General features: G+C 66.9%; 12 protein-coding genes. 4 read left to right on the top strand and 8 right to left on the bottom strand.

What is annotated here, in order from left to right; genetic code table 11:
- Positions 1-150: 150 nt before the first annotated feature.
- Together thiD and hemL are read left to right on the top strand one after the other, a co-directional pair.
- A complete protein-coding gene (gene thiD / locus ABT24_RS07235; RefSeq protein ID WP_231836205.1) occupies positions 151-1014 on the top strand; it encodes a bifunctional hydroxymethylpyrimidine kinase/phosphomethylpyrimidine kinase in 864 nt (287 codons plus the stop codon).
- Positions 1015-1135: 121 nt separating this feature from the next.
- Complete coding sequence (gene hemL / locus ABT24_RS07230; protein WP_276730285.1) at positions 1136-2425, top strand: glutamate-1-semialdehyde 2,1-aminomutase; 1290 nt, start codon at positions 1136-1138, stop codon at positions 2423-2425.
- Between the two features lie 7 nt (positions 2426-2432).
- On the opposite strand, the gene mtgA is transcribed toward hemL, so the two are convergent.
- The 7 genes from mtgA to ABT24_RS07195 all read right to left on the bottom strand — a co-directional run bounded on the left by mtgA (position 2433) and on the right by ABT24_RS07195 (position 9082).
- Positions 2433-3149 (bottom strand): monofunctional biosynthetic peptidoglycan transglycosylase, encoded by a 717-nt coding sequence (gene mtgA / locus ABT24_RS07225; RefSeq protein WP_276730286.1) that lies wholly within the window; start codon positions 3147-3149, stop codon positions 2433-2435.
- A complete protein-coding gene (gene aroE, locus ABT24_RS07220; RefSeq protein ID WP_276730288.1) occupies positions 3146-4018 on the bottom strand; it encodes a shikimate dehydrogenase in 873 nt (290 codons plus the stop codon). The genes mtgA and aroE overlap by 4 nt, the downstream gene beginning before the upstream one ends.
- 14 nt (positions 4019-4032) lie before the next feature.
- Positions 4033-4917, bottom strand: coding sequence for a cell envelope integrity TolA family protein (locus tag ABT24_RS07215; protein WP_276707735.1), 885 nt, complete (start codon positions 4915-4917; stop codon positions 4033-4035).
- Positions 4918-4950: 33 nt separating this feature from the next.
- Positions 4951-6975, bottom strand: a complete 2025-nt coding sequence (locus tag ABT24_RS07210; protein ID WP_502689010.1) for a ribonuclease catalytic domain-containing protein — start codon at positions 6973-6975, stop codon at positions 4951-4953.
- A gap of 160 nt (positions 6976-7135) precedes the next feature.
- On the bottom strand, positions 7136-7876 hold the full coding sequence (gene fabG, locus ABT24_RS07205) for a 3-oxoacyl-[acyl-carrier-protein] reductase (RefSeq protein ID WP_276730293.1): 741 nt from the start codon (positions 7874-7876) through the stop codon (positions 7136-7138).
- Between the two features lie 12 nt (positions 7877-7888).
- Entirely contained in the window at positions 7889-8521 is a 633-nt protein-coding gene (locus ABT24_RS07200; protein WP_276730296.1) for a YqiA/YcfP family alpha/beta fold hydrolase, read from the bottom strand.
- Between the two features lie 66 nt (positions 8522-8587).
- A complete protein-coding gene (locus ABT24_RS07195; RefSeq protein WP_276730298.1) occupies positions 8588-9082 on the bottom strand; it encodes a CBS domain-containing protein in 495 nt (164 codons plus the stop codon).
- 358 nt (positions 9083-9440) lie between these two features.
- Here ABT24_RS07195 and ABT24_RS07190 point away from each other — a divergent pair, with 358 nt between their 5' ends.
- On the top strand, positions 9441-10214 hold the full coding sequence (locus tag ABT24_RS07190; RefSeq protein ID WP_276730301.1) for an alpha/beta fold hydrolase: 774 nt from the start codon (positions 9441-9443) through the stop codon (positions 10212-10214).
- Here the strand turns inward: ABT24_RS07190 and ABT24_RS07185 are convergent.
- Positions 10130-10507 carry a DUF2917 domain-containing protein gene (locus tag ABT24_RS07185; RefSeq protein WP_276730303.1) on the bottom strand — a complete coding sequence of 126 codons (378 nt, stop codon included), beginning with the start codon at positions 10505-10507 and terminating at the stop codon, positions 10130-10132. The two genes, ABT24_RS07190 and ABT24_RS07185, sit on opposite strands and share 85 nt — an antisense overlap.
- A 152-nt stretch (positions 10508-10659) precedes the next feature.
- On the opposite strand from ABT24_RS07185, the gene ABT24_RS07180 reads away from it, so the two are divergent.
- Complete coding sequence (locus ABT24_RS07180; protein WP_276730305.1) at positions 10660-11673, top strand: LysR substrate-binding domain-containing protein; 1014 nt, start codon at positions 10660-10662, stop codon at positions 11671-11673.
- Positions 11674-11694 lie beyond the last annotated feature (21 nt).

Raw genomic sequence — 11694 nt, 5'->3', positions numbered from 1 at the left:
ACTTTCCCACCGCGTCGCTCGGTTCGTCGCAAGCGCCGACCGACGCCGTGGAAAAGTCTCCCAGCGCCTCGAACACAAAAATCCGGACAGTCCCGGCCGGTGCGGGGCCAGGCTTGCGCCGACCTGCAGTCGCACTACCATGCCAGCATGATGACCGAATCCACAGAATCCCCCCCCGCCGTGATGTTCTTCAACGCGGCTGACCCCAGCGGCAGCGCGGGGCTCGCGGCCGATCTGGCGTCGTGCTCGGCCGTGGGCTGCCATCCTCTGCCGGTCACGACCGCGCTCTGGGTACGCGATACCGCAGAGATTTTCGACACCATCGAGATCGAGGCCGACGCCGTAGTGGAACAGGCGCGGGCCGTGCTCGAAGACGTCGAGATCTCGGCCTGGAAGGTCGGCTTTCTCGGCAGCGTCGACGTGGTCAATGCCGTGGCCGAACTGCTGGCTGACTACAGCCAGGTGCCGCTGGTCACCTATGCCAGCAATTTCCACGTGCTCGACGAGTCGCAGACCGACGATTACATCAAGGCGATGCAAGACCTCATCCTGCCGCAAACCCGCGTGCTCACCGGCAACCAGAGCGCGCTCACCCAGTTGTTGCTGCCGGAGTGGGACGGCGAAGCGCCGCCCACGCTCGATGCGCTGATGCAAAAGTCGCAGCAACTCGGGGTGCAATATCTGCTGGTGACCGGTATCGTGGCCAGCGAGGGCAGGGTGGAGAACGTGCTGATGAGCCCGCGGCGGGTGTTGCTGCGCGAGAGTTTCGAGCTGTTCGAGGCCGGGTTCACCGGCGCGGGCGATACCTTGTCGGCGGTGCTCACCGCGATACTCGCCAATGGCGCAAAGCTCGACCAGGCGGTGCATGAGGCCATCGAATACCTCGATCATTGCCTCGATTTCGGCTACCGCCCCGGCATGGGTCAGGTGGTGCCCGACCGCTTCTTCTGGGCGCAGCCCACCGAGGAGGAAGACGATACGCCGAGCGAGCCGGGCACGCCGACCTTGCAGTGACCTCGGGGGCCTCGGGCACGTTTGGCATTCCGCGGCCCGGGCGCCAGTCAAACAACCCCTATCCCGTTTTTTTCTCATCGCCCTGCTAGTCGGGGCGATGTTCGTTCAAGGAAAGAGCCTCATGTCCATCACGAATCAGCAACTGTTCGATCGCGCCCAGCGCACCATTCCCGGCGGGGTCAACTCGCCGGTGCGCGCATTTCGCCAGGTCGGCGGCGTGCCGCGCTTCATCGACCGCGCCGAAGGCCCCTACATGATCGACGCCGAAGGCACGCGCTACATCGACTACATCGGCTCCTGGGGGCCGATGATCGCCGGGCACGCTCATCCGGAGGTCGTCGAGGCGGTGCAGCGGGCCGCCACCCGCTCGCTGAGTTTCGGCGCGCCCACGGCCGACGAAATCGACATGGCCGAAGCCATTTGCAAGCTCATGCCTGCGGTCGAAATGGTGCGCCTGGTGTCCAGCGGCACCGAAGCCGGCATGAGCGCCATCCGCCTGGCGCGCGGCTTCACCGGGCGCGACGCCATTGTCAAGTTCGAAGGCTGCTACCACGGCCATGCCGACAGTCTGCTGGTCAAGGCCGGTTCGGGTTTGCTGACCTTCGGCAATCCCAGCTCCGCCGGGGTGCCTGCCGATCTGGCCAAGCACACGCTGGTGCTGGAGTTCAACAACATCGCCCAGATCGAGGAATTGTTTGCCCGGCAGGGACACGAAATCGCCTGCGTGATGGTGGAACCCATCGCGGGCAATATGAATTTCATCCGGGGCACACCGGCCTGGCATCAGCGCCTGCGCGAGCTCTGCACCGAGCATGGCGCGTTACTGGTGTGGGACGAGGTGATGACCGGTTTTCGTGTGGCGCTGGGCGGCGCGCAACAGGTGTACGGCATTCGCCCCGATCTGGTGGTGATGGGCAAGGTGATTGGCGGCGGCATGCCGCTGGCGGCCTTCGGCGGCCGCGCCGATGTGATGCACAAGCTCTCGCCGCTGGGCGCGGTGTACCAGGCGGGCACGCTGTCGGGCAATCCGGTGGCGGTGGCTGCCGGCATGGCACAACTGCGCCTGATCCAGCAGCCGGGGTTTTACGAGCGCCTGAGCGCGGCGACCCAAAAACTCATGCGCGGCCTGGACGCCGCCGCTGCACGGCACGGGGTGACTTTCCGCACCGACAGCGAAGGCGGCATGTTCGGCTTTTATTTCGCCGCCGAGCTGCCGCGCAACTATCCCGATATGGCCAAAGCCGATGTTGAGATTTTCAAGCGCTTTTTCCACGCCATGCTCGACCGCGGCGTGTATCTGGCGCCGAGCATGTACGAAGCGGGTTTCGTCTCCGCGGCGCACGATGATGCGGTGATCGAGGCCACGCTGCAGGCGGCCGACGGTGCGTTTGCGGACATGAGTAAGGGTTGATTGGCGCTTAGCGCGGCACTTGAACATCCCACAGCCGCGCGGCAATCACTGCGGTGCGGCCGTTCATGTACGGCGAGTACAGGCGCTTTTGATAAATGCGCGGGGCGGGCAGCATGACGGCCAGCCTTGCGGCCTGCGCCGGGCTGAGTCGGGCGGCGCTGGTGTGAAAGTAGGTTTGCGCGGCGGCTTCGGCGCCGTAGATGCCGTTGCCCCATTCCACGCTGTTGAGGTAGATCTCCAGAATGCGGCGCTTGCCCAGAATGCCTTCGAGCATGAAGGTGATGATCAGCTCCTGGCCTTTGCGCAGATAGTCGCGCTCGGGCGAGAGAAACAGGTTTTTGGCGAGCTGCTGGGTGATGGTGGAGCCGCCGACGACTCTTCCGCTGCGCTCGAAGCGGCGACTGTGGTTGCGATCCCAGGCGTTTCTAATGGCGTCCCAGTCCACGCCGTCGTTGGTGAGAAAGGTTGCATCTTCCGAGGCGACCACGGCGCGTTTGAGGTAAGGGCTGATGGCGTCGTAAGGCGCCCAGTCGTGCTTCCAGGGCACGGTGTCGCCGCTTTTGAGGATGCGCAGTTCGGCCGCGCGCATGAAGGTGGTACTGGACGGCGGAATGACTGTCCACAGCGCGATGCGCAGGGCGAAATAGCCTTGCAGCACCAGGCCGGAAAGCACGAACAGCCACAGCAGGCGGCGCCACAGCGGCGCGGGTCTGTCTCGTTTCATGCTGAGTGTTGGCGGGCGGCGGCGAGTTCGGCGCGCAGCGTGGCCAGCACCGGGGCGGTGGTCGGCGCTTCGCCGTGCCACAGGGTGTAGCTCTGCGCGGCTTGTTCCACCAGCATGCCCAGCCCGTCCCAGGCGCTGGCGCCCGCGGCGCGGGCCTGTGCGACAAAGGGGGTGTCGTGCGCGCCGTACATCATGTCGTAGGCCCACTGCGCGGGGCGCAGCACGCCGTCCGGCAGATCGAGCGCGCGGCCGTCGAGACTGGCGGCGGTGGCGTTGATGACGCCATCGGCCCAGTGTGTTGGCGGCTCGAGCACCACTTGCAGATCGGCGCCGTGCTGCGCGGCCAGGGCGCTGTGGCGTGCGGCCAGGGCTTGGGCCTTGTCGGCACTGCGGTTCCACAGGGCGATGGCGCGCGCGCCTGCAGCGATCAGCGGCCCGAGTACGCCGCTGGCCGCACCGCCAGCGCCGAGCAGCAGCACGCGCTGCCCCTGCAGCGGGCGGTGGGTATCGGCGGCCAGCACGCGGGCCAGATCGCGCACCAGGCCGATGCCATCGGTGTTGTCGCCCCACAGGCCGCCTTCGTCCCAGCCGAGGGTGTTGACCGCCTGCGCCAGTTGCGCCGCCGGGCTGCGGCGGACGCACAGGCGCCAGGCGTCGAATTTGAACGGCACCGTGATGTTGGCGCCCCGGCCGCCTTCGGCATAGAAGGCGTCGAGCGCGGCTTCGAAGCCATCCACCGGGGCGAGCCGCGCCTCATAGCGCAGCGCCACGCCGGTTTGCTCGGCGAACAAGGCGTGAATGCGCGGCGAGCGGCTGTGCGCGATGGGATTGCCGAACACGGCGTAGAGTGGGGGCGGGGGCGAAGTCATGGAAGCGTCTGCCGTCAGGGTGTGGCTTGCGCCGGGTTTTGCGGGGCCTGCACCGCGGTTTCCAGGCCCTGCGTGCGGGTGAAGCGGAAACGCGAGATCACCACGATTTGATCGGCCTGCCTGAGCATGCCCTCGGTGAACCGGCCATAGGGCTGCGCGGCCTCGACAATGGCGCGCGCCTGTCGGTCGAGCGTGGGGTTGCCCGAGCTTTGGACGATTTCGGTGGAAACCACCCGGCCACTGGCGTCGACGGTGATGGACATGATGAGGCTGCCATACAGCTTGTTGCCCCCGCTTTGCGGAAACTCGCGCGTGCCCAGGGTTTCGATCTTGGTGCGCAGCTTGTCGTAATACAGCGCGTAGGCGGCTTCACGGGTGGACGGGCCGATGAAGCGGCGGCGCGGCTTGGCGTTCTGCTGCTGAATCTGGCGCTCGATGGCGCCCAGCATATCGAGCAACTGCCGCCGTTTCTGCTCCAGCGCCTGTTGTTTCGCCGGATCGTTTTCCTGACGCACGGTCTGCGCCAGTTGCACGATCTGCTGCCGCACCTGGGTGAGCAACTGTTGCTGCTTTTGCTCCAGCGCCGAGAGGCTGCGCTGCTGATTGACCGCCGCGTCGCCGTGCGAGACATCGGCGGTGAACGGCAGCGGCGTGGTGGCCAGGCCCTTGTTGGCGTCGCCGCCGCCGTCGAGGTTGGCCTGGGCGATGGCCTGCGGTTTGGCCGGGGCGTCGTCGGTGCGCTGGTTCACCAGCACCACGTCGAGCGGCGCGTTGTCGAACATGCGGTTGAAGGTCTCGGGCGCCGCAAAGCGCAGGCTCAGCAGCGCGAGATGCACCCCGACCGAGGCGATCAGAGCCCAGTGCAACGGGGTGAGGGAGCGCAGGCGGAGGGGGGGCACGGAGGGGGCAGGGCAGACCAAGCAGCGGCGATTTTACGAAGCCTGCTGCGCGGCGGGGGCGGCCGATTCGGCGTCGGGCTCATCGGTATCGACCGCCACGCTGATGGGCGCGGCCAGGGCGACGGCTTCGTCGCCCTCTTCGTCGTCCTCCTCGCTGACTTCAGCGCTGGCTTCGGTGTCCGTGGCCGCGGCTTGCTGCGGGGCGTCGAGCTGGCTGAGCACGCGGCCAAAGACCTCCAGGGTGATGAGGTCGGTGCCGGTGATCTGCACCTGCACCCGCGTGTTGCGCGGCAGGTCTTGTGCGCCCACGGCGGTGAACACCAGCGGCAGGCCGTCCACGCGCACCGCGCCTTCGCGCAGCACGCTGGCCTCAAACGTGTCGAGCCCTTGCTGCGCCAGATAGCGCAGCGTCCAGTAGCGTTCCAGCGCCGACTGGTGGGTGGCGTAGGCCTTGTAGGTGTCTTCGAACGACTCGACGATGGCGTACAGCAGCGGGTCGCGCGGCTTGAACGGCGCCTGCAGCAGCGCGGTCTTGCCGAAGCGGGCGCAAGCGATGAGCTGGCCCTGGTTGAGCAGATCGACATAGCGCCGCAGCGGGGAGGTGCACCACGCGTATTGCGCCACGCCCAAGCCCTGGTGCGGCGCGGGTTTGAGGCCCATGCGGGTGCGCAGATTGGCGCCGAAACCGCTCTGGCTGCGGTAGATGCCGGGCATGCCCAGCTCGGCGAGCCAGCCGCCCCAGGTGGCGTTGGCCAGAATCATCAGCTCAGAAACGATGGTGTCCAGCGGCGCGCCGCGTCGGCGCGGCTCGATGCGAACCGTGGCGGCTTCGGCGCCGCGCTCCAGACCGTCGATGCGGAAGGTGTAGTCCACGCCTCCTGCGCGCTCGGGTTTGCCGCGCACCTGTTCTCGGCCGCGCTTGAGTTGCTGCGCGAATGTCCACAGCCACGCCAGCTCTTTGGCGTGGGGGTAGCTTTGCGTGGCCGGGTCGGCCGTCAGGGCTTCCTCGGTGACCAGGGCGTCGAGCTGGTCGTGGCGCAGATTGCTGGCCATGCGCACCTGCTCCACGCGGGTTTCGAATTCGGAAGCCTGGAGGTCACTGCCGACGGTGCAGTACAGCGACAGCGCGGGGCAGTCGCAGCCGGCCTGCAGGGTGAAGGTCTGCACCAGGGCGTCGGGCAGCATGGTGATCTTGTCGCCCGGCATATACACGGTGGACAGGCGGTTGCGCGCGAACTGCTCCCAGTCGGAATCGCGCGTCAGCGCCAGCGCCGGGGCGGCGATGTGAATGCCCAGTCGCACCCGGCCATCGTCCAGCCATTGCAGCGAAAACGCATCGTCGATCTCGGTGGTGGCCGAGTCGTCGATGCTGAACGCCGCAGCCGCAGCCAGCGGCAGCGCTTCGTTGAACGACGGCATCGGCAGCGCCGGAAAGGCCGTGCCCTTGGGAAAGCGTTCCAGCAAAAAGCGCTGCATGTGAAACGCCCACGGCGAGGCGATGGCCCCGGCGTCGCGCAACAGGGTGAGCGCGCCATGCCCGGTCTGCTTGACCGCCAGCGCCACGGCCTTGAACTCCGGGCTGTTTTTGTCGGGCTTGAACAGGATTTGATAGAGCTTGTCGGTAATTTCCGGCGGGCAGCGGCCCGCGGCCAGTTCGGCGGCGAAGGCGTCGATCTGGCGGAGCTGTTCTTCCTTGCGGGCGATAGCCGCGAGCGCGGCCTGCACCTGCTGCGTGGGCGCCTTGCGGAACTGGCCGCCGCGCCCGCGCCGCTGGAAGTAATGCGGCGCGCCGAACAGCCGCAGCAATATGGCCGCGCGCTGTCCGGCGTCCGGCGTGCCGCCGTAGTAGTCGGCCGCGACCTGATCGAAATGGAATTCGTCCTCCGGGGCGAATTCCCACAGCAGATCGAGGTCGATGTCTTCTTGCTGCGCCTGCGCCCAGTCCATGAGTTCGGCAGGCGCCGGTTTGTCGAAGCGCACCAGCGCCTGCGCCGCCTTGATTTTCTGCCGCTTGCCCGAATCGAGCTCGACCTGCAGACTGGCCTCGGCCTCGCTCATGATGCGACCGGCGTGAAACTTGCCACCATCTTCGAACAGCACATTACTCAATCGGAGTCTCCGTCAAACGAACTAAAGCGCGCAGCCCGTCCGGCCGCCCGAAGGGCTGCGCCGCCTCCTCGGGGGGGCAGCGAACGCAGTGAGCGTGGGGGCTCACCTCTCATAGGGTCATACCGCCGTCAACCTCGATGACCGCGCCACTGATGTAGGAGGCTTCACTACTGGCGAGAAAGGCGTAGACGTTGGCGATTTCTTCCGCCTTTCCCAGGCGGCGTAGCGGCACGCGCTCGGCCATTTGTTCCATCACCTTGTCGGGAATGGTGGCGAGCATGGGCGTCTGGATGAAGCCGGGCGCCACCGCATTCACCCGCACGCCCTTGGGGCCGAGTTCGCGCGCCCAGGTCTTGGTCATGGCTATGATGCCGGCCTTGGTCGCGGCGTAATTGGTCTGGCCGAAGTTGCCGTACAGCCCGACCACGCTGGACGCGCTGAGAATGGCGCCGCGGCCGCGCTCGATCATGTGCGGCGCGACGATCTGGGTGCAGCGGAACACCGCGCGCAGGTTCACGTCGATCACGGCGTCGAACTGCTCGTCGGTCATTTTCACCAGCCGCGCATCGCGGGTGATGCCCGCGTTGTTCACCAGGGTGTCGATTTTCCCGAACTGGGCGATGGCGGCGTCGACCAGCGTGGTAAACGCGGCGCGGTCGGACACGTCGAGCGCCTGCGCCAGCACTTGCGCACCGCCGCGGCGCAACTCGTCTGCAACGGGGTCGAGGGTGGCCGGGTTGCGGTCGCATAGCACCAGGCTGGCGCCTTCGGCGGCGAATTTGCGCGCCGTGGCCAGGCCGATGCCTTGGGCCGCGCCGGTGATGAGGGCGATATGGTCTTGAAGTCGCATGAGGAGAGTCCTTTAAAAGTCGTTTGAAGCGGGGTTGAGGCACCACCGCAGAACCGGGTCGAGATGCCGCTGCGCGTAATCCGACAGCGCATGATCGCCGCCGAGCAGCACGCTGCACTTCGCGCCGCGATAGCGTGCGGCCATTTCGCGCCAGTCCAGCACCTCGTCGCCCTGCGCAATGATGACCAAGTAACGTTGCGGATCGGGGACGGGGGCGCGCAGATCGCCGACTTCCAGCGCGTGGAGCTCATCCACATGCTGCGCGGTGAAGTTGAATTGCAGCGCCGGGTCGTGCCAGGTGGTGAGGTGGCCGATCTGCCCGCGCAGATCTCGCGCCGGATCGACCGCGGGGTTGAGCAGCGCCGCGCGGGCCTGCAGGGTGTGCGCCAGGTACGTGGCGTAAAACCCGCCGAGCGAACTGCCGATGAGGCAGAGATCGTCGCCGCGTATGTTGCCCAACAAGTCGTGGCACAGCGTCATCGCCGCGCGCGGCGAGGGCGGAAGTTGCGGGCAGAGCCAGCGCAGCGGCGGCTGACCTTGGCGGGTGCGCTGCTGATTGATTTGCTCAAAGCGCTGCGCTGTGACGCGCGCCTTGGCGGATTGCGGCGACGAACGAAAGCCGTGGAGATAGAGCAGGGTGGGCATGAGGGAGGATTCAGCGCGGCGCGAGTTGGCGCCGCCCCCGAATGCTACCTGCCCCCCGGCTCAGGTTCAGCTTCGCGCCGGAGCCGAGGCGGGCACGGGCGCCCCGGCCGTTTCGGGCTGGCCTTCGTCTTCCGGCCAGTCGCGGATGTAGGCCTTGAGCATCTGGTTCTCGAAGTCTTGCTCGCGCACGATGGCTTGGGCCACGTCGTGAAACGAGATGACGCCCAGCAGCGCATCGTCCTGCATCACCGGGATGTAGCGCACGCCGGCCTCCAGCATGGTGCGGCGCAGGGTGTCCAGCGTGGTTTCGGGGCCACAGACTTCGTAATGCGTGTCCATGCGTTCGGCCACGATGTGATCGCCCAGCACGCCTTCACCCTCGGCGACCGCGGCCATCACTTCCGAAAAAGTGAGCAGGCCGACGAGCTTGCCGTGAGCCATGACCACCAGCGAGCCGATGTCATGCTGGGCCATGGTCTGCACCGCCTGCAGCAGGCGGGCTTCGGGCGGCACGGTAAACAGCACATGACCTTTCACCCGCAGAATGTCGCTGACTTTCATGGCGTTCTCCTCTGTTTTTTTCAGTAAGTGAAATATAGTCAGTCCATTGCGTACAGACCAGAGGTCATTCCCGCAGGTCTTGCGCTTGCTGGGCGCCCCTAGGAGTCTGTCGGACTTGAGGATCGGGGGCTGCAAAATGGCGCTGCGGTGCCCTGTGCCAGCGGCTTTTTGCCCCATAGCGACGGCTATGGGGCGGCAAATCCGCCGTCACATGGCTTCCACATCGCCATTTTTCGCCATCCACGCCCCAAGCCCGACAGACTCCCAGGGTCGGCTCGCCGACCCGCCCCCCATGGGGGTCAAGGAAACTTGGGGCGGCCCGGCATTTCCTTGACAGCCCATTTTTGAACCAAACGCCATGTCCGCCCATCATCCTTCCTCCATTCCCCTCGTTTTGCTGCACGGCGCGGGCGGCGACGCCAGCGTGTGGGTGGCGCAGACCGACTGGTTGACGGCGCGGGGCTGGCATTGCCTGGCGCTGGAGTTTCCCGCGCACGGCGCCACGCCCGCGCCGCCGCTGGCCCGCATCGAGAGCATGGCCGACTGGGTCTGGTCGCAGCTCGACGCCCGTCAGATCGGCCCGGTGGTGCTGGCCGGTCACAGCATGGGTTCGCTGGTCGCGCTGCATGCCGCAGGCCAGCGCCCCGGTCAGCTCAGAGGGCTGGCTCTACTGGGCATCTCCTGGCCCATGCGGGTGTCGCGCAAGTTGCTGGTGCAGGCCGAGGAGGCGCCGCAAGAGGCCATCGACAATGTGGTGAAGTGGTCTTACGCCCAGGCTGAGCCGCTCACCCCCGCGCCGGGTTTTCAGTCGCCGCAGGCCTACCGTGAGCTGTTGCTGCGGCAACAGGCCCATTGGGCCGAGGGCAGTCTGCTGGCCTCTGATCTCGCCGCCTGCGACCGCTATTCGGCGGGCGAGGCGGCGGCGCGCTCGTGGGGCGGGCCGACATTGTTTTTGCTCGGCGAGCACGACCGCATGACGCCGCCCGCGCAGGCCGAAGACCTGCGCGCGGCGTTGCCGCGCCAGCGCACGGTGATGCTCGAATGCGGTCACAACCTCATGGCCGAAGCGCCGCACGCCGTGGCCCACGCGCTGGCTGACTGGATGGAGCGCGAACTCGGCATGGCGGTGTGAGGCGACGAGGCGACTCGGTCGCAGTTGCCCAAGCGCAGCCGCGCCGTGCCGCACCACACGGTGAGCACCACCCGGCCTGAGCCGCGTACCGTGTAGCCGTCTCCAGGGTGCAGAAACACGTCGTCCGGCTGGCCTTCTTCGGTGAGCCAGACGCGCACCGGGCCGGGCTGTGACGCCAGCGTCTGCGCCGACTCCAGCCGCACGCTTTGCCCTGCGGCGTTTCGCAGCGTCAGCAAATCGCCGGGCTGCAACAGGATCCAGTCGCGCTGGATGGACACTTCGGTCTGCGGCATGATGACCTCCCGTTGGTTTGTCACGATAGCATGTCAAAAGGGCATGAAGACGAAGAGCGCCAAAGAGTTCTCGGTTCGCTCTCGGTCCTCATGTTGATTGAAGTCTAGGCGGATGATCGGGCTGTAAAAAGCGCAAATACGGAAGGTTCATCATGCGAAAAATGGATGATGGTGCCCAACGCCAAGCGGCCGTTTCGGCCGTGCTGACGCCGCGCAGTCGTCAGGTCGATGCGGGCAATTTGCGCGGCTTCGAGGCGGCGGCGCGGCTGGGCAGTTTCACTGCCGCGGCCGATGCCCTGGCGCTGACGCAGTCCGCGCTCAGCCGTCAGATCCAGACTCTGGAAGCCAGCGTCGGCGTGCCGCTGTTCGTGCGCGAGGGGCCGCGCGTGCGCCTGTCACCCGCTGGCGAGCAGTTCGCGGTGGTGGTGAGGCAGGCGCTGCAGCAACTCGACACTGCGGTGGAGGGGCTGCGCGTCAGCCAGGGGCGGCCACGGGTGCAGATCACCACTTTTGCCTCGCTCGCCAGCCAGTGGCTCATTCCCCGGCTGGGAGAATTTCAGAGCGCCCATCCCGACATCGACATCGCCGTCGAAACGTTCGACAACCTCAGCGATCTGGAAGCCGGCGGGCTGGACATGGCGATCCGCCGCCTGCGCGACGACAACCCCTTGGCCCGCGCGCCGCACACCACTTTTCTGTTCGGCGAACAAATCACTCCGGTGTGCAGCCCCGCGCTGGCGCAGACCGGCCGCGCGCCCGGCGCTCTGGACGATCTGCCCCGCTGCGTGTGGATTGACGATGTGCGCATCCACAGCGCGCCGCCCATCGCCCGCGCCAATCTTCAGGCGCTGTCGTGGGGCGGCTGGTATGCGGGGCTGGGCTTGCCGCAACCCGAGCCGCAGCGCTGGCTGCGGTTCAACTACACCTATCAGGTCATTCAGGCCGCGGTGGCCGGGCAGGGCGTGGCGATGGGGCAGATCGGCCTCATCCGCGACCTGCTGGCCGCTGGCACGCTGATCGCCCCGGTGGGCCGACGGGTCGATGCCGGCTACGGCTACTACCTGGCGGTGCGTTCCGGCGCGCGGCAGCGCCCGGAAGTGGCAGCCATGCTGGACTGGCTGCAGCAGCAGTTCGAGGCATGGCGGGCCATCGAGATCGGCGGCTGAGAAGACATACGGGGCGCAGTC

This window comes from Thiomonas sp. SCN 64-16, assembly GCF_001725585.1.
Lineage (GTDB): Bacteria > Pseudomonadota > Gammaproteobacteria > Burkholderiales > Burkholderiaceae_C > Thiomonas > Thiomonas arsenitoxydans.
Note: the sequence above shows the minus strand (reverse complement) of the source record. Positions and strands in the feature narration are given on the sequence as shown.

Excerpts from the sequence above, each read along its gene's own strand:
- ABT24_RS07200 (WP_276730296.1), bottom strand. The coding sequence starts at position 8,521 with ATGCCCACCCTGCTCTATCTCCACGGCTTTCGTTCGTCGCCGCAATCC.
- hemL (WP_276730285.1), top strand. The coding sequence starts at position 1,136 with ATGTCCATCACGAATCAGCAACTGTTCGATCGCGCCCAGCGCACCATT.
- ABT24_RS07190 (WP_276730301.1), top strand. The coding sequence starts at position 9,441 with ATGTCCGCCCATCATCCTTCCTCCATTCCCCTCGTTTTGCTGCACGGC.
- aroE (WP_276730288.1), bottom strand. The coding sequence starts at position 4,018 with ATGACTTCGCCCCCGCCCCCACTCTACGCCGTGTTCGGCAATCCCATC.
- thiD (WP_231836205.1), top strand. The coding sequence starts at position 151 with ATGACCGAATCCACAGAATCCCCCCCCGCCGTGATGTTCTTCAACGCG.
- mtgA (WP_276730286.1), bottom strand. The coding sequence starts at position 3,149 with ATGAAACGAGACAGACCCGCGCCGCTGTGGCGCCGCCTGCTGTGGCTG.
- ABT24_RS07185 (WP_276730303.1), bottom strand. The coding sequence starts at position 10,507 with ATGCCGCAGACCGAAGTGTCCATCCAGCGCGACTGGATCCTGTTGCAG.
- fabG (WP_276730293.1), bottom strand. The coding sequence starts at position 7,876 with ATGCGACTTCAAGACCATATCGCCCTCATCACCGGCGCGGCCCAAGGC.
- ABT24_RS07180 (WP_276730305.1), top strand. The coding sequence starts at position 10,660 with ATGCGAAAAATGGATGATGGTGCCCAACGCCAAGCGGCCGTTTCGGCC.
- ABT24_RS07195 (WP_276730298.1), bottom strand. The coding sequence starts at position 9,082 with ATGAAAGTCAGCGACATTCTGCGGGTGAAAGGTCATGTGCTGTTTACC.
- ABT24_RS07210 (WP_502689010.1), bottom strand. The coding sequence starts at position 6,975 with ATGAGCGAGGCCGAGGCCAGTCTGCAGGTCGAGCTCGATTCGGGCAAG.